This window comes from Rhodococcus sp. ARC_M12 (assembly GCF_022810385.1).
Classification (GTDB): domain Bacteria; phylum Actinomycetota; class Actinomycetes; order Mycobacteriales; family Mycobacteriaceae; genus Rhodococcoides; species Rhodococcoides navarretei.
Window position 1 is genome coordinate 703,908 of sequence record NZ_JALGQI010000001.1, and the last position, 16,777, is coordinate 720,684.

General features: G+C 65.5%; 15 protein-coding genes. 4 read left to right on the forward strand and 11 right to left on the reverse strand.

Translation table 11 applies throughout. The annotated features are described in order from the left end of the window. Positions 1–10: 10 nt before the first annotated feature. The 7 genes from ahcY to MTX35_RS03330 form a co-directional block, all read right to left on the reverse strand. On the reverse strand, positions 11–1,495 hold the full coding sequence (gene ahcY, locus MTX35_RS03300) for an adenosylhomocysteinase (protein WP_243593546.1): 1,485 nt from the start codon (positions 1,493–1,495) through the stop codon (positions 11–13). Positions 1,496–1,617: 122 nt separating this feature from the next. Further along, on the reverse strand, positions 1,618–2,721 hold the full coding sequence (locus MTX35_RS03305) for an alkane 1-monooxygenase (protein ID WP_243593649.1): 1,104 nt from the start codon (positions 2,719–2,721) through the stop codon (positions 1,618–1,620). A gap of 268 nt (positions 2,722–2,989) precedes the next feature. Beyond that, positions 2,990–4,507 (reverse strand): amino acid permease, encoded by a 1,518-nt coding sequence (locus MTX35_RS03310; RefSeq protein ID WP_243593547.1) that lies wholly within the window; start codon positions 4,505–4,507, stop codon positions 2,990–2,992. Positions 4,508–4,666: 159 nt separating this feature from the next. Then, positions 4,667–5,896: a mannose-6-phosphate isomerase, class I gene (gene manA, locus MTX35_RS03315; RefSeq protein ID WP_243593548.1), complete on the reverse strand. Its 1,230-nt coding sequence runs from the start codon at positions 5,894–5,896 to the stop codon at positions 4,667–4,669. Continuing rightward, positions 5,896–7,038 carry a tobH protein gene (locus MTX35_RS03320; RefSeq protein WP_243593549.1) on the reverse strand — a complete coding sequence of 381 codons (1,143 nt, stop codon included), beginning with the start codon at positions 7,036–7,038 and terminating at the stop codon, positions 5,896–5,898. The genes manA and MTX35_RS03320 overlap by 1 nt, the downstream gene beginning before the upstream one ends. Before the next feature lie 70 nt (positions 7,039–7,108). Then, positions 7,109–8,491 (reverse strand): phosphomannomutase/phosphoglucomutase, encoded by a 1,383-nt coding sequence (locus tag MTX35_RS03325; protein ID WP_243593550.1) that lies wholly within the window; start codon positions 8,489–8,491, stop codon positions 7,109–7,111. A 195-nt stretch (positions 8,492–8,686) separates the two neighbouring features. Further along, positions 8,687–9,097 carry a DUF3499 domain-containing protein gene (locus tag MTX35_RS03330; RefSeq protein ID WP_243593551.1) on the reverse strand — a complete coding sequence of 137 codons (411 nt, stop codon included), beginning with the start codon at positions 9,095–9,097 and terminating at the stop codon, positions 8,687–8,689. A gap of 72 nt (positions 9,098–9,169) precedes the next feature. On the opposite strand from MTX35_RS03330, the gene MTX35_RS03335 reads away from it, so the two are divergent. Next, positions 9,170–9,649 carry a metallopeptidase family protein gene (locus MTX35_RS03335; protein ID WP_243593552.1) on the forward strand — a complete coding sequence of 160 codons (480 nt, stop codon included), beginning with the start codon at positions 9,170–9,172 and terminating at the stop codon, positions 9,647–9,649. 41 nt (positions 9,650–9,690) lie between these two features. On the opposite strand, the gene MTX35_RS03340 is transcribed toward MTX35_RS03335, so the two are convergent. Beyond that, positions 9,691–9,924 carry a WhiB family transcriptional regulator gene (locus tag MTX35_RS03340; protein ID WP_027496498.1) on the reverse strand — a complete coding sequence of 78 codons (234 nt, stop codon included), beginning with the start codon at positions 9,922–9,924 and terminating at the stop codon, positions 9,691–9,693. A gap of 744 nt (positions 9,925–10,668) precedes the next feature. Between MTX35_RS03340 and cofD the strand changes: the two genes are divergently transcribed. From cofD to MTX35_RS03355, 3 genes are all read left to right on the forward strand, one after another. Further along, complete coding sequence (gene cofD, locus MTX35_RS03345) at positions 10,669–11,643, forward strand: 2-phospho-L-lactate transferase (RefSeq protein WP_243593553.1); 975 nt, start codon at positions 10,669–10,671, stop codon at positions 11,641–11,643. Next, entirely contained in the window at positions 11,640–13,019 is a 1,380-nt protein-coding gene (locus MTX35_RS03350; protein WP_335740869.1) for a coenzyme F420-0:L-glutamate ligase, read from the forward strand. Before cofD ends, MTX35_RS03350 begins: the two co-directional genes overlap by 4 nt. A gap of 106 nt (positions 13,020–13,125) precedes the next feature. After that, positions 13,126–13,584 carry an NUDIX hydrolase gene (locus tag MTX35_RS03355; protein ID WP_243593651.1) on the forward strand — a complete coding sequence of 153 codons (459 nt, stop codon included), beginning with the start codon at positions 13,126–13,128 and terminating at the stop codon, positions 13,582–13,584. A gap of 27 nt (positions 13,585–13,611) precedes the next feature. Here MTX35_RS03355 and MTX35_RS03360 read toward each other — a convergent pair whose 3' ends face one another. The 3 genes from MTX35_RS03360 to rfbD are packed head-to-tail and all read right to left on the reverse strand — an operon-like array spanning position 13,612 to position 16,496. Next, positions 13,612–14,706: a sugar phosphate nucleotidyltransferase gene (locus MTX35_RS03360; protein WP_243593554.1), complete on the reverse strand. Its 1,095-nt coding sequence runs from the start codon at positions 14,704–14,706 to the stop codon at positions 13,612–13,614. Then, a complete protein-coding gene (locus tag MTX35_RS03365) occupies positions 14,696–15,607 on the reverse strand; it encodes a glycosyltransferase family 2 protein (RefSeq protein ID WP_243593555.1) in 912 nt (303 codons plus the stop codon). Before MTX35_RS03365 ends, MTX35_RS03360 begins: the two co-directional genes overlap by 11 nt. A 34-nt stretch (positions 15,608–15,641) precedes the next feature. Further along, positions 15,642–16,496, reverse strand: coding sequence for a dTDP-4-dehydrorhamnose reductase (gene rfbD / locus MTX35_RS03370; RefSeq protein WP_243593556.1), 855 nt, complete (start codon positions 16,494–16,496; stop codon positions 15,642–15,644). Between the last annotated feature and the right edge of the window lie 281 nt (positions 16,497–16,777).

Here is a 16,777-nt window from a genome sequence, read left to right on the forward strand (position 1 = left end):
GGTCCGACGGTCAGTAGCGGTAGTGCTCGGGCTTGTACGGGCCCTCGACGTCGACACCGATGTACTCGGCCTGCTCCTTGGTGAGCTTGGTGATCGATCCACCGAGTGCCTCGACGTGGATGCGCGCGACCTTCTCGTCGAGGTGCTTGGGCAGGCGGTAGACCTCGTTGTCGTACTCGTCCGGCTTGGTCCACAGTTCGATCTGCGCGATGACCTGGTTGGAGAAGCTGTTGCTCATGACGAACGACGGGTGGCCCGTAGCGTTACCGAGGTTCAGCAGACGGCCCTCGGACAGCACGATGATCGAGTGGCCGTCCTTGAACTGGTACTCGTCGACCTGTGGCTTGATGTTGACCCGCGTGACATCGGGAGCCTTCTCCAGCCCGGCCATGTCGATCTCGTTGTCGAAGTGGCCGATGTTGCCCAGGATCGCCTGGTGCTTCATCTTGCGCATGTGCTCGAACGTGATGATCGACAGGTTGCCCGTCGAGGTGATCACGATGTCGGCCTGCTCGATGAACTCCTCGACCGTGCGCACGTCGAAGCCGTCCATGAGCGCCTGCAGCGCGTTGATCGGGTCGGCCTCGGTGACGGTCACGCGTGCACCCTGGCCCTTGAGCGCCTCGGCGCAGCCCTTGCCGACGTCGCCGTAGCCACAGACCAGAACGGCCTTGCCGCCGATGAGAACGTCGGTGCCGCGGTTGATGCCGTCGATGAGCGAGTGCCGGGTGCCGTACTTGTTGTCGAACTTGCTCTTGGTGACCGAGTCGTTGACGTTGATGGCCGGGAACGTGAGCTCCCCCGCCGAAGCGAACTGATACAACCGCAGCACGCCGGTCGTGGTCTCCTCGGTGACGCCCTGCACGGACTCGGCGACCTCGGTCCACTTGGACTTCGACGCCTCGAGCGAGCGACGCAGCAGTCCGAGGAACACCTTGTACTCGTCCGAATCGTGATCGTCGTCGGTCGGCGGGACGACCCCTGCCTTCTCGAACTGCGCACCGCGCAGCACCAGCATCGTGGCGTCGCCGCCGTCGTCGAGAATCATGTTGGCGGGCTGCTCGGGCCAGGTGAGCATCTGCTCCGCCGCCCACCAGTACTCTTCGAGACTTTCGCCCTTCCATGCGAACACCGGGACGCCCTTGGGCTCCTCGACGGTGCCGTACGGGCCGACGACGACGGCCGCAGCGGCGTGATCCTGGGTGGAGAAGATGTTGCACGACGCCCAGCGCACCTCGGCTCCGAGCGCCACCAAGGTCTCGATCAGCACTGCGGTCTGCACGGTCATGTGCAGCGATCCCGATACTCGTGCGCCCTTGAGCGGCTGTACATCGGCATATTCGCGACGCAGCGCGATCAAGCCGGGCATCTCGTGCTCGGCGAGCCGAATTTCCTTGCGGCCGAATTCCGCGAGCGACAGGTCCGCGACCTTGAAATCGATTCCACCGCGGTGATCCACGGTGAGTGCCGAGTCTGACGTAACTGAGGTCGTCATCTTGCCTCTCCTGTTGACTGAGTGTCTGCCGTCCAGGCTATCGGGTCCGCGCGTTGGAACTACCGGCTGCCCGGAGGTGCAGGCACGGAGCCGGTGACGCGACGCGATTGCCGCCGCCTGCTCTATCCGTTTCGTCCGGCTCGCGCCAGAATCCGACCCCGTTTGCGGGGCAGGATGTTCGCGCGGGTGATATCGCCCTGGTAGTGCGCCAGTACCCGCGGGTCCATCACCCGACGCCACAGTGGCGGAATTGCGGCGAGCATCACCATCGAGGCGTAGCCGGCAGGAAGCTGCGGTGCCTCGTCGCACGACAACAGGGTCTGATATCGCTTTCCGGGATTGGCGTGATGGTCGCTGTGTCGTTGCAGGTGATACAGGAAGATATTGGTGCAGATTCTGTCGCTGTTCCAGCTGTGGCGTGGCGAGCAACGTACGTATCTGCCGCGGTCGTTCGTCTCCCGGAGCAGGGCATAGTGCTCCACGTAGTTCACCATCTCGAGCAACACGAATCCGACGACGGCCTGCAGCAGCAGATACGGCGCGATGGACCACCCGAACACGATCAGCAACGAGCCGAAGAGCACGGCGCTGAGCAGCCACGTATGCAGTAGGGCATTCGTCGGGCTCGCGACCGAGCGGCCCTGACGGCGAAGGCGTTGCGCCTCGAGCTTCCACGCGGAGGCGAGACCGAGAATCGTGCTGCGCGGCACGAATGTCCACGCGCTTTCGCCGAACCGCGCACTGGCGGGGTCGTCGGGCGTGGCCACTCGAACGTGATGCCCCCGATTGTGCTCGACGAAGAAGTGCCCGTAGAACGTCTGGGACAACGCGATCTTGGCCAACCACCGCTCGTGCTGCTCGATGCGGTGACCCAGTTCGTGGGCGGCATTGATTCCGGTGCCCGCCACCAGGCCCACCGTCACCGCAAGCCCGATCTTGTCAACCACACTCAGCCCGCCGTACGCCCACATCCAACATGCGACGATCAGCGCAATGAACTGGATGGGGAGAAAAAGATACGTACACCAGCGGTAGTACCGATCGTTCTGCAGCTTCTCGCTGGCGGACGCGTCCGGATTATGTCCGTCCTCGCCGGCGATCAGATCGATCACCGGAATGATCACGAAGAACACCAGCACACCGCTCCACCAGAACAGTGGCATCCCCGTCCAGTAGACCAACTGCGACGGCAGTAGCGCCGATGCCGGGGCCAACAGCCCCAGCATCCACAAATAGCGTTTGTTGTCCTGCCAGCGACCCCATCGTTCACCGGCCTTCGAATCCCGCCCCCCGAAAGCGACACCCGAACCCTCCGTAGAAGTGATTCGGCCGTCCACGCTCACTGTCTCGACACCCTCTCATCGAACTTTTCGAGTCCTCCAAGTCTGTTTTCGAGGGTATAACATTCCAGCGGTCGGATGCGAAGCTACCCAAAGTAAACTCTGAGCGCTGGTCGGAGCGCACAAATCCCGGGCGAAAAGACCCCTGTTCGGGTCAGTGCTCCGACTTCTCGGTACGAGTCTTCTCGGCTTCCCGCAGACCCATCACCGAGTGCCGCCTGCTGTACACGACGTAGATGACGACACCGGCGGCCATCCAGACCAGAAAACGCAGCCATGTTTCGACCGACAGGTTGAGCATCAACCACAGGCACGCCAGGACCGCGAGGATCGGCACCAGGGGAACCCAGGGAACACGGAAACCACGCGGGAGGTCCGGGCGAGTTCTGCGCAGCACGAGAACCCCGGCAGAGACCAGCACGAACGCGAACAGCGTGCCGATGTTCACCATTTCCTCGAGCGTGCCGAGCGGAACGAACGCGGCGAGCAGGCCCACGATGACACCGACCAGAATCGTCGTCCGGACCGGCGTGCCCTTCTTTCCGGTGTGCGCCAGTGCCCGCGGCACCAGTCCGTCTCGCGACATCGCGAAGAGCACCCGGGTCTGCCCGAGCATCAGCACCATCACCACGGTCGTCAGACCGGCGAGTGCACCGAACGAAATGATGTTCTTGGCCCAGGTCAGCCCGTTCAGCTCGAATGCCGTCGCCAGCGTGGAACTGTCACCGGCCAGATCGGTGTACTTGACCATTCCGGTCAGAACCAGGGTGACAGCCACGTAGAGCACGGTGACGATCGCGAGCGATCCGAGGATTCCTCGCGGTAGTGCCTTCTGCGGTTCCTTGGTCTCCTCGGCGGTCGTTGCCACCACGTCGAACCCGATGAATGCGAAGAACACCAGCGACGCCGCGGCCAGCAGTCCGTAGGCACCGAACGTGCTGCCGCCTGCTCCCGTGACGAACGAGAGAAGAGACTGATGCAGCCCCTCGCCCGTGGAGCCCGGTTGTGACGGCGGAATGTACGGGTCGTAATTGGCGACCTTGATGTAGAAGGCTCCGAGCACAACCACGAACAGAACGACGATCACCTTCACCGCCGTGATGACCAGCGACACTCGTGAGGACAACTTGGTGCCCGATGCGATGAGCACCGTCAGGACCACCACGATCAGCAGTGCGCCCCAATCGAAGTTCAGTGAGCCGATCTCGAGCACCGGAGCGGCCGTACCGAGCAGATCGCCGAGATAGAGCGACCACGCCTTCGCCACCACGGCGGCTGCGAGGCCGAACTCGAGGATGAGATCCCATCCGATGATCCATGCGATGAACTCACCGAACGCGGCGTACGAGAACGTGTACGCACTTCCGGCCACCGGCACCGTGGATGCGAACTCCGCGTAACACAGCGCCGCGAGGCCACAGGCGATCGCCGCGAGCACAAAGGCCAACGACACTGCCGGTCCCGCAACGTTTCCGGCAGTCCGCGCGGTCAGGGTGAAGATGCCGGCACCGACAGCCACGGCAACGCCGAACACGGTCAGGTCCCAGGATCCGAGCTCTTTCCGGAGTTTCGTGTCCGGCTCGTCGGTGTCCTGGATCGACTGCTCGATCGATTTGGTCCGGAACCAACCCGTCGTGCGCGGGGTCTTCGCGGGCCGGTCTGCTCTGGTCATCGGGTCTCCGTATCGCCACTTCACATCTACCGACGGATCACCGAACACATCCGTCACTTCGATTCACTGTGGCATCAGACTATTGCCTCCGGGCGGACCGTTCGCACCATTACGCAGTTCCAAACCGCAAGCGGCGCAACGATGCCCGAATTGCCCGATCTACACGCGTCCGACGGAGGCCACGAACACCTCGGCGTCGCCCGACTCGGCGGTCACGGTAACGGATTCGTCGGAGGCCGGTATCCACACCGAACTGCCCTGAGACACCGTCAGACCGGACCGCGTCCCGTCGGTTCCCGCCACGACCGTTCCGCTGGTGCACAGCAGAATTCTCGGACCGGATCCGGATAGATCGGCCGTCTCCCCCGCCGTCACCGCCGTCTTGCTCAGGGCGAATTCGGGTGCGGGCGTTGGGTACACGTACGTAGGCCGATCGTTCTCGCCCGGGGTGATGGGCGATATGTCGGCGGGCTCGAAGTCCAGTACCCGCAACAACTCCGGGACGTCGACGTGCTTGGGAGTCAGTCCGCCGCGGAGCACGTTGTCGGAGTTCGCCATGATTTCCACGCCCGTGCCGCGCAGATACGCGTGCAAGTTTCCGGCGTCGAGGTACAGACCCTGGCCGGGTGTGAGCGTCACCCGATTGAGCAGTAGCGCCGCAAGCACTCCGGCGTCACCGGGATACGACTCCCCGAGCTCGAGCAAGGTTCTCGCCTCGGCTGCGAATCGTCCACCGTCCGTACGCGCAGGACCGGACAGGTAGTCGATGCATCCCTGTGCGACGGCAGGCAAGATATCGTCCAACGCCTGGCCGGGCAGCGTGATCCACGAAGTGAACACCGTGCGCAGCCCGGAAGCGTCGGGCTGAGCGGCGAGCAGAGTGCGATACCCGGCCAGCGCAGGAACGGCCAACGCGTCGAGCAATTCGACGGTGTCGGTGGGTCGCCGGAACCCCGCCAATGCCTCGAACTCGGTGAGAGCGACGATCAACTCGGGCTTGTGGTTCGGATCCCGGTAGTTGCGTACCGGAGAATCTATGGGGACGCCGGCGGAGTTCTCGCGCGCGAAGCCCTCACGGGCCTGGGCGCTGCTCGGATGCGCCTGCAACGACAGCGGTTCTTCTGCGGCCAGCAGTTTCAACAGGTACGGCAGCCGTGACTCGTAGTGCTGCGCAGATCCGCCGAGCTGGGTGCTCGGATCGTCGTCGATCAGAGTGAGCAGAGGCGTACTACCACCCTCGTGCACCACGTGCGCGGAATCGGCCGGGTGAGCACCGAGCCAGATCTCTGCCTCGGGATGATCGGACGGAACCGGGCGACCTTGTATTCGAGCCAGGGCGGTTCGTGAACCCCATGCGTACGACCGAACCGCGCCTCGCAAGAGTTGCACTAGCTACCGCCCATCAACAACAGATACGCGGCTGTGGTGTCCAACCGCGTCGCCAACACGGACATCGTATCGAGCACCGAGAGTGTAGCCGGATCCGCCGACGGAGCGGGGTTGTCGAATTCGGACCTCGGGCGCTCGCCGCCGAACAGCGGCTGGCTCGAATCGGCGAGCAGTACTTCGGATTCCGGCACACCGGCGATTCGTCGTTCGGTGATCGCACGATCGGCTTCGGACGCCACCACGATCACCCGCATCGGCAGCGCGGGCGGTGGGCCGTCGAGTTGCTCGTCGTGGAAGATCGAGTCGAATGTCGATGGCGCACCCCCTGATTCGACGAGCGATGCCCGAACGGACGCGGCGATGACATCGCCCAACTCCCCCGCACCGACGACCACGCCCGCAACCCGCAGGAGTACCTCGCTGCCGTGCCGAGCGACCTCGACTGCCGCGGGGCTGCCACCCGTCAGTACCGCGCGCCTACCGTTCAATCCACTGGCGAGGGCCTTGGCCGGATTGTGGAACACCTCATTGGACGGGCTGTTTCGCACGGCCTCTGCGTCGAGCAGATCCGCCAGACGAGACAAATTGGGCAGCAACGTCTTCCACGACCCACCGGACACCGCGCCGAGTACGGCAACGAATGCGGCGAGATAACGCATCAGCGCATTGTGGTCCCGAACCGCTATTCGCGGCGGCAACCACATCGCTCGGGGCCCCCGGACGGCTCGCAGCGGCCCCTCTTCCGGCGCAACCACGACGACTTCCGCCCCGCGGCGCGATGCCGCATCCATCGACTCGGCCAGTCGCGGATCTCCGGCGTCGTCCCCGGCCACCACGACCACGTCGAGCGGGCCGATCCACGGCGGAGTGCCGGTGCTTCGTACCAGTGGCACCCCGAGTCGGTCGCCGAGAGCGGCGACGAGCAGCGACGCGGCCCGGCTGCTGCGGCCGTCGCCGGTCACGATCACCACGCTGCGGGGACGCAGATCCGTCAGTCGAGCGAGGACGGACTCGTCGACTGCGGTGGCGACGGCGCGCACCTGCGCGCCCGCCAGTGCGGCACTGCGCAACGAGCCGTCACGATCGGCTGCGATGAGGGCGTCGGAATCGTCGAGATCGACCAGAGACGACAGTGCTGTCATGGCTGCGACACCTCCCCTTCGTCACCCGCTCGAAACCACTGCATACCCACTCACGAACTCTTGACAACCACTATTCCAGTCCGGCGCGAACGATGCTCAGAATCTCGGTCGAGATCGCATCGACATCCGCACTCGTTCGCGCTTCCACGTTGAGCCGAAGCAGTGGTTCGGTGTTCGAGGCCCGCAGGTTGAACCAGGCACCGTCGGCGAGATCGACCGTGACCCCGTCGAGTCGGTCGATGCCGGTAGTCCGATCGGCGAACGCTTCCAGGACCGCATCGGTTCGCGCGGCTGCGTCGTCGACGGTCGAGTTGATCTCGCCCGATGCACTGTAGGTCTCGTAGGTGGCCATCATCTCCGACAGCGGGCGATCCTGAGCTCCGAGTGCAGCGAGCACGTGCAGCGCGGCGAGCATGCCCGAGTCTGCACCCCAGAAGTCACGGAAGTAGTAGTGGGCAGAGTGCTCACCGCCGAATATCGCGCCGGTGTCGGCCATCTGCTGTTTGATGAAGGAGTGCCCCACTCGGGTGCGAACCGGTGTACCACCGAGCTCGGTGACCAGTTCCGGCACCGCACGCGAGGTGATCAGATTGTGAATGACCACCGCACCCGGCTCTTTGGCCAATTCACGCTCGGCCACCAGGCAGGTCACCGCGGACGGCGAGACCGGGTCTCCCTTCTCGTCGACGACGAAGCACCGATCCGCGTCGCCGTCGAAGGCGAGTCCGATGTCGGCACCGGTCTCGACGACGAAACGCTGCAGATCCACCAGATTCGCCGGATCGAGCGGATTGGCCTCGTGATTCGGGAAAGTGCCGTCGAGCTCGAAGAAGAGCGGCTCGATCGTGACCGGTAGTGGTCCGAAGACCGCAGGCACCGTATGTCCGCCCATTCCGTTTCCGGCGTCGACGGCGATCTTCATCGATCCGATTCCCGACAGATCGACCAGATCTCGAACGAACTGCGCGTATTCGGCGAGCACGTCGCGCGATGTGGTCGTTCCCGACGGGCCGTCGAACTCCGGAACCCCGTCCACCAGTTCGGCCTTGACCGTGGCCAAGCCGGTGTCCTGTCCCACCGGCTTCGCTCCCGCGCGGCAGAGTTTGATCCCGTTGTACTTCGCCGGATTGTGGCTGGCGGTGAACATCGCTCCCGGGCATTCGAGCAGGCCGGAAGCAAAGTAGAGCTGATCGGTCGACGCCAGACCGATGTGCACCACGTCGAGGCCCTGGGCGGTCACGCCGTCGGCGAAGGCCCGAGACAGCGCGGGCGAGGAATCACGCATGTCGTGGCCGATCACGACCGACTGTGCGGCCCCCGACTCGTCGCGAACCAACCGTGCGAAGGATGCGCCGACGTCGCGCACGAACGCCTCGTCGATCTGCTCGCCTACGACGCCACGGACGTCGTAGGCCTTGATGACGGCGTTGACGGACTCTGCGGTTCGGGCCACGAAAATTCTCCTGGTGATCGTTCTGACGACGCCGCACATCGGCGTCGAACATCGAGCGTCGGTAGCGGTGCGATCCACACCAAGTATCGGCAGACCGGCACTGTCCGTTTCGGTCCTGTTCTGCAAACCTTGCCAGACGGCAGACCGACCGGCCAGTCGGACCGCTGCACACCACAACCGTGGCGCGCGGACGGCTCAGGACGTGGGGTCGGGAAGCACTCGAAGGTGCCCGCGCCTGCCCGTTCGGACGGCCGGAGCGGATCGGCGTTCGGTGTCGGACGCCCGCGAGATCGAGCGGTCGGAGCCCTCACGGTCCTCGGATCGGACGCGATCGCCGCGGCCCGCCTCACGCACGGCCTCGGCGAGGGCCGTCAGATCGTCCTCGTCGGGGCTCGACGTCGAGTAGCCACCCTCGTACCGCACCAGTTCCCAGCCCTTGGGCGCGGTCGTGGTCGACGCATGCACCTCGCACAGATCCCAGGAATGCGGTTCGTCGACGGTGGCCAGCGGCCCGACGACCGCAGTGGAATCGGAGTAGACATATGTGAGCGTCGCAACGGCAGAACGGTTGCAACCAGGCCTGCAGCAGCCACGCAGTGATCTCACGACTGCAGAGTATCCGGTGGGTGCAACCGACCGACCCACCGACACACCGGGCGAGCGCGATAACCTCCCCCTATGCCTCGATACTCGACCCCGCGCAGGATCACCTCCCGGTCCGTTGCTAGGCACGGACGAGGCATCCGCGGCCCGGTTTTGCCCGAGGACATCCCGGCGAGGCGCTCCAGGGCCGAGAAGTTCGATCGACTGGTGCTCGACGCGTTCGCGCGGATCGATCACAAGTGGCACGAGAAGCTCTCGAAGCTGGACATCGCCGTGGACGAAGTTCCCAAGATCAGGGCCTTGGATCCGGAATCTGTGACGTGGCCACCCGAGGTGGTGGCGGAAGGCCCTGTGCCGCTCTCGCGGTTGGTGCCGGCAGGCATCGACAGGCGCGGGGAGACGACACGCGCCAGAGTGGTGCTCTTCCGCAGACCGTTGGAACGTCGCGCGAAGCATCCGGAGGATCTGGAAGACCTGTTGTTCGAGGTCTTGGTGGAGCAGGTGGCGACGTATCTCGGCGTCGACCCCGACGAGGTGGATCCTGCCGGAGAATGATCGATCGGGCACCGCCCTCTATCGATCGGTTGCGGTGCCGCTCAGCCGATTCCGCGCTTGAGCCGACGACGTTCCCGCTCGGACAACCCGCCCCATATACCGAATCGCTCATCGTTGGCGAGCGCGTATTCGAGGCACTCGTCCTTCACCTCGCAGCCGAGGCAGATGCGCTTCGCTTCGCGGGTGGAGCCGCCTTTTTCGGGGAAGAAGGCTTCGGGGTCGGTCTGCGCGCACAGTGCGCGCTCCTGCCACTGATCCTCGATTTCCTCGAACATCTCGTCGAAACCCGCGACGACACTGAGAAACGGCTTCGCCGGTGGAACCGACTCGGCGACGAACGGCATCAGGTCGGCGTCGGTATCCGACTCGAGCTCGCCATCGGATACGCCGGCGTCGGATACATCGGTGTCGGATGCATCGGTGTCGACAGCGGCCTCGACGGTTCGGGCAACATACGCAGAGCCCGCGTCGATCGAGACGCTCGAATCTGCGCCGATGCGGGACTCGGTTTGCGGCGCGTCGTCGACAGCGCTGAGATGTGCAGTGGGTTCGCCCCGCTGATCACGTGTCACGTGCTGGTCATACATCGCTTCCGCCTCCTCACCTGTGGTAGCGCAGATACTTTCGATCCTCGCGTTCTCGAATACCTTGCCCCGCGCCGATATTCGATCGAGCAGCATGTCCGGACGATTACGTCGCGCCCGTCCGACTCTCGACCTCTACTCGACGTCCACTCAGGAACGAACAGGAAGGGAACGAGTGTTCGAAACCAGGTTCGCTGCAATCGAACTCGTGCGGCGAACACTGAATGACATACCTGTGATTAGACACGTCCAGGTGTGTCGCGGTCAAGCCGATCGTACAAATCCAATACCATCACATGCCCGAAATCGGCACTCTCCCCGAATCGAAGCCCGTCGCGTGCGTGTCGCAATGGTTCTCGCACCCTCACCGTCCGCGCGGACGGTGAGGGTGGGCGCTCGCCCAGCACCGCCGCAACCCCATTAGGGTCGTGTGTTGTGAAAGTTACTGTTCTGGTCGGTGGCGTCGGTGGAGCGCGGTTTCTGCAGGGCCTGAAATCCTTGTTCGGCGACGAGTCCGAGCACGAGATCACTGCCGTGGTGAACGTCGGCGACGACGTGTGGATGCATGGACTCCGTATCTGCCCGGATCTCGATACGTGCATGTACACCCTGGGCGGCGGCATCGACACCGATCGCGGGTGGGGTCGCATCGCGGAGACCTGGAACGCTCGGGACGAATTGGCTGCCTACGGTGCCGATCCCGACTGGTTCGGACTCGGCGACCGCGACATCGCCACGCACCTGATCCGCAGTCGCATGCTGCGCACCGGCTTTCCGCTGTCCGCCGTCACCGAAGCCCTGTGCAACCGGTGGCAACCCGGTGTCCGGCTCCTGCCCGTCACCGACGACCGCTCGGAGACCCACGTCGTCGTCACCGACCCCGAGGACCCGAGCGGTGAGCAGCAGCGCGCAATTCACTTCCAGGAGTGGTGGGTTCGATACCGAGCCCAGATTCCGACCCACAGTTTCGCCAACATCGGTGCCGAACAGGCAACTCCGGCACCGGGAGTCGTCGAGGCGATCTCCGAGGCCGACGCCGTCGTCCTCGCGCCGTCCAACCCGGTGGTGAGCGTCGGCGCGATCCTCGCAGTGCCGGGCATCCGCGGGGCGCTGCGCACGACGGCCGCCAAGGTGGTCGGCCTCTCCCCCGTCGTCGACGGTAAGCCGTTGCGCGGCATGGCCGACGAGTGCCTGTCCGTCATCGGAGTCGAGACGACGGCGCAGGCGGTCGGCCGCCACTACGGAAGCCGAAGCGGTACCGGCATTCTCGACGCCTGGTTGGTGCACACCACCGACACGGCAGAGGTCGAGGGAGTGGACGTGCAGTCCGTTCCGTTGCTGATGACCGACCCCGAGACCACCGCGGTGATGGCACGCACCGCTCTGCGCGCGGCCGGACTCGACCTGTGAGCGAGCCTCGCGACATCGAATCGATCCGGTCCGCACCCGGGGATCACGCTCCGGGCGGCTCGATCGAGATCCTGCCCGTCACCGGACTTCCCGAGTTCCGACCGGGCGACGATCTGGCCGCGATCGTCGCAGACCGTGCGCCGTGGCTACGCGACGGCGACATCTTGATCGTCACCAGCAAGATCGTCTCCAAGGTCGAGGGCCGCCTGGTGCAGGCACCTCGTGATGCGGACGAGCGAGATGCCGCCCGCAGGGTTCTCGTGGACCAGGAAGCCGTGCGCATCGTTGCGCGCAAGGGCCGAACCCTCATCACCGAGAATCGACTCGGCATCGTGCAGGCCGCGTCGGGAATCGACGGCTCCAACGTCGACGGTGGCGAACTGGCACTGCTGCCCGAGGACCCCGATGCCAGCGCCGCAGCTCTGCGCGCAGCTGTCGGAGAACTGCTGGGGGTGACGGTGGCCGTCGTCGTCACCGACACCATGGGACGTGCGTGGCGAATCGGTCAGACGGACGCCGCCATCGGGGCTGCGGGCCTCGGCGTCGTGCACGCGTATGCCGGAGCGGAGGACGGTCAGGGGAACGAGCTCGTCGTCACCGAGGTCGCGATCGCCGACGAACTCGCTGCCGCAGGCGATCTGGTGAAGGGCAAGCTGGGCGGGGTTCCGATCGCCGTCGTCCGCGGACTGAGCCCCGTCGACGACGGTTCCACCGCGGCTACCCTGCTGCGCGGCGGTGAGGACGATCTGTTCTGGCTCGGCACCGCCGAGGCACTCGATCGCGGCCGACGAGAAGCTCTGCTGCGCCGACGATCGGTGCGCTCGTTCTCCGACGAACCCGTCGATCCCGAGTCCGTTCGTGCGGCCGTTGCCGATGCCCTCACCGCCCCGGCCCCGCACCACACTCGTCCGGTTCGGTTCGTGTGGGTCAGGACCCCCGCGGTGCGGCGTCGCCTGCTCGAGACGATGCGTGAGCAGTGGCGCGCCGACCTGACCGCCGACGGGCTCAGCGAGGAACGAATCGCGGCCAGACTGAGCCGCGGCGATATTCTCTTCGACGCCCCGGAGATCGTGATCCCGTTCTGTGTGCCCGACGGCGCACACTCCTACCCCGACGACAGGCGTCGCGCCGCGGAGGACACGATGTTCACGGTTGCCGTCGGTGCCGCCGTCCAGGGTCTGCTCGTCGCTCTCGCGGTGCGTGAGTTGGGTAGCTGCTGGATCGGCTCGACGATCTTCGCCGCAGACACCGTGCGCGCCGAACTGGGCCTACGAGCCGATTGGAAAGCCATGGGGGCCATCGCAATCGGACACTCCACCGAGCCGCTGACCGTGCGGGATCCGGTGGTGCCCGGGTCCTCGCTAGTGGAGCTCTGACGTGTCGGCGTCGACGTCGCCTCGTTCGACTCTGTGGAATTCGGTCGGAGCATCGCTCGATCGATGGGCACCGTCCGATTCGAGCGACGAATCGCTCCGGCACACCATGCTGGCGTTTCTCGACAGCAACCCCGACGCCTGCCTGCGCGCCAACGAGGCCGGTCACTTCACCGCGTCCTCGTTGGTGCTCGACGCCTCGGGAACCCATGTGCTGCTGACGCTGCATCCGAAAGTGGGTCGGTGGATTCAACTCGGCGGCCACTGCGAACCGACCGACCGCACAGTGGTCGACGCGGCACTACGAGAGGCAACCGAGGAATCTGGGATTGCCGATCTGAGCATCGATTCGGCTCTGCTCTCGGCGCACACGCACCCGATCACGTGCTCGCTCGGTAAGCCGACGCGGCACCTCGACCTGAGGTTTCTGGTCCGGGCTCAGGATGGCGCGCGAGCAGTACGCAGCGAGGAATCGACCGACCTGCGCTGGTGGCCGGTCGATGCTCTGCCCGAGAACGCCGAGCGCGAGACGATCGACCACCTCGTCTCGCTCGCGGCGCTCCGCTGACCGATCGACCCGCTGGATGCCGTCCGGTCAGACGTCGGTGGAGAAGCGGACGCCACCGTCGGGCAACGTGACCCCGGGCCACACGCGCGCGCCGCGGAGCAACTCGCAGCGGGCCCCGATGTCGGCACCGTCGCCGATGACCGCATCGCGCACCAGCGCGCGGGGTCCGATACGGGCACCGAAGCCGAGAATGGACCGCTCGACGACGGCCCCTGCTTCGACGATCGCACCGTCGAACACGACGGCACCGTCGAGGCGGGCACCCGCCCCGATCTCGGCACCGCGTCCGACGACGGTTCCACCGATCAGCAAGGCACCAGGTGCCACACCGGCACCCGGATGGACCAACGATTCCCCGCGATCACCGTGCAGTGCAGGCGACGGCGCGATACCGCGAACCAGATCGGCCGAGCCCTTCACGAAGTCCTCCGGTGTTCCCATGTCGCGCCAGTACGCACTGTCGACGTGCCCGTAGACCTTCTTGTCCTCGGCCAGCAAGGCGGGGAACACTTCTCGCTCCACAGACACCGGTCGGTCGGACGGAATGGACTCGATGATCTCACGCTTGAACACGTAGCAACCGGCGTTGATCTGATCGGTCGGCGGATCCTGTGTCTTCTCGAGAAACGCTGTCACCCGGCCGGATTCGTCGGTGGGCACGCAACCGAACGCGCGCGGGTCACCCACGCGCACCAGATGCAACGTGACATCGGCATCGGTGATGCGATGGGTATCGAGAACTGCAGTCAGATCGGTGCCGCCCAGAACGTCGCCGTTGAACACCATGACATTGTCCGCACGCAGACGCGGCAGCACGTTTCTGATGCCACCGCCGGTGCCCATCGGTTCGGTCTCGAAGACGTACTCGAGATCGATACCGAGCGAGGATCCGTCGCCGAAATGCTGCTCGAACACTTCGGCTTTGAAGGAGGTACCGAGGACGACGTGCTCGATACCCGCGGCCTTGATGCGCGCCAAGAGGTGCGTCAGAAACGGCAGTCCCGCGGTGGGAAGCATCGGCTTGGGTGCCGAGAGCGTGAGCGGCCTCAGTCGAGTTCCCTTGCCGCCGACCAAGATCACTGCATCCGTACCTGCAGCGACCGATGGGGAACTATCCGACATGTCCAGCCTCTGTTCTCTCGTCCGATTCTCGTCCGTCGACTGCGCGGGCCCGCAGCGCCGAAGCCACAACGATCTTCGAGCGAAGACCGAGACCCACACGCAAGGCCAATCGTAAGGGCGCCTGCCACGTTCGGGCGTGTCGATCGGCTTGGAATCGGTACGCACTCGTGTGATGTGCGGGCAACATCACTTCCGGATGCCGTCCTGCCGCATGACCTTTCGAATGGGTCACCTCGACGCCGGGCACGTAGACGTTGTGCCAGCCCGCTCGGCCGAGCCGGTCACCGAGGTCGACGTCCTCCATGTACATGAAGTAGCGCGAATCGAATCCGCCGATCGAGTCGAACGCCGACCGCCGCAACAGCAGGCAGGATCCCGACAGCCATCCCACGGGCCGCTCGGCCACCGTCTCGTTCTCCTGGCGATACCGCTGTGTCCAGGGGTTTCCGGGCCAGAGCTTGCCCAGCACCGCGTGGCCCGCACCGGACGTGAGATCGGGCACCGAGCGCGCCGACGGGTATCGGGAGCCGTCGGGCTCGCGGATCAGCGGTCCGAGAGCACCCGCGCGTGGCCACCGCGCCGCCGCCTCGAGCAGACCGTCGAGAGATCCGGGGTGCCACCGCACATCGGGGTTGGCCACGACGACGAACTCCACATCGGGATCGATCTCGGCCACCGCGCGGTTCACTGCTGCGCCGTAGCCGATGTTCGCGCCGGTGCGCAGCAACTCCGCCTCGTCGAACGCGAGTTCGGCGGCCTCGGGCGCACCGTCGACCGAGCCGTTGTCCGCCATGATCACCCGAAGCGGACGCGTCGTCGCCTCACGTAGAGACGTCAGGAACTGGTCAAGGTATTCGCCGGGTGAATAGGTCACCGTCACCACGGCCAGCTCGGAACTCACGCGGGCAAGACTAGCCCGAGGACGCGTCGAACCCTCATGTCGACTGCGCCAACGCTGCGGCCAACGCCTCCGACCACGGCCGCGCCGGGGTCAGACCGGCATCGACCCATGCCGTCGGTGAGAGCACGGAGTAGGCGGGCCGAGGTGCCGGAACGACGTACTCGGCGCTCGAACACGGCTTCACTCGGTCGGGATCGGCACCGATCCCGGTGAACACCGCACGGGCGAGATCGAACCAGCTGGCCTGCCCCGCGTTGGTGTAGTGCAAAGTCCGCGCGCGAAGGTCCGGGTCGGCTTCGATCTCGAGCAGGCCCGACGCGAGGTCGAGGGCGAAGGTGGGCGAACCGATCTGATCGTTCACCACCGAGACGGTCTCGCGCTCGCCCTCGAGTCGACGCATCGTGGTCACGAAATTCTTGCCGGTGTTGTCGTACACCCACGCGGTCCGTACGACCACGGCCTCGGGCAGCTCCTCGTGCACGGCGAGCTCACCCGCGAGCTTGGTGCGTCCGTACGCCGACTGCGGCGCGGTCCTCGAGTCGACCTCGTACGGTTCGGTTGCTGTGCCGTCGAACACATAATCGGTGGAGACGTGGATCAACCGGGCTCCGACACGCCCGCACGCGCGCGCGAGATTTCGAGGGCCGTCCGCGTTGACCGCCGATGCCCTGGCCTCGTCCGTCTCGGCGGCGTCGACGGCGGTGTACGCGGCGCAGTTGATCACCGTCGTCCCCGCGTTCACCGTGGCAGCGACGGCATCGGGGTCGGTGATGTCCAGGTCGGCGGACGAATAGGCGGACACCTCGACACCGTCACCTCGTTCGGCGGCGAGAGAAACCACTCGGCGGCCCAACTGGCCGTGTGCACCGGTCACGACGATCGCATTCACGGTTGCCAAGTGTGGCACGCCGTGTTCGCTTCGGCGAGGCAGCGACCGCCGACCAGTAACCTTCGAACGGCGGGGGGACAACAACGAAGCAGGCGGGCGTTTCACGCCGGCCGGAAACCAGAGAGGGTCGTCACGGTGCCACGAGATCCAGGCACGCCAGGAGGTGAGCGCACTCCCCCGCCCAGGCGACGCGCTCCCCGGCGACCCGAGGGCCCCGACCCGCGAACCTCCGGTCGCCCGCGTGACCTCGCGGGACGAGCAGCCCATCGACACGGCGACGA

Bases quoted from the DNA above. Each gene is read 5' to 3' on its own strand.
- ahcY (WP_243593546.1), bottom strand. From the start codon at position 1,495: ATGACGACCTCAGTTACGTCAGACTCGGCACTCACCGTGGATCACCGC.
- MTX35_RS03305 (WP_243593649.1), bottom strand. From the start codon at position 2,721: ATGCTGGGGCTGTTGGCCCCGGCATCGGCGCTACTGCCGTCGCAGTTG.
- MTX35_RS03310 (WP_243593547.1), bottom strand. From the start codon at position 4,507: ATGACCAGAGCAGACCGGCCCGCGAAGACCCCGCGCACGACGGGTTGG.
- MTX35_RS03320 (WP_243593549.1), bottom strand. From the start codon at position 7,038: ATGACAGCACTGTCGTCTCTGGTCGATCTCGACGATTCCGACGCCCTC.
- MTX35_RS03335 (WP_243593552.1), top strand. From the start codon at position 9,170: ATGCCTCGATACTCGACCCCGCGCAGGATCACCTCCCGGTCCGTTGCT.
- MTX35_RS03340 (WP_027496498.1), bottom strand. From the start codon at position 9,924: ATGTTCGAGGAAATCGAGGATCAGTGGCAGGAGCGCGCACTGTGCGCG.
- MTX35_RS03355 (WP_243593651.1), top strand. From the start codon at position 13,126: ATGCTGGCGTTTCTCGACAGCAACCCCGACGCCTGCCTGCGCGCCAAC.
- MTX35_RS03360 (WP_243593554.1), bottom strand. From the start codon at position 14,706: ATGTCGGATAGTTCCCCATCGGTCGCTGCAGGTACGGATGCAGTGATC.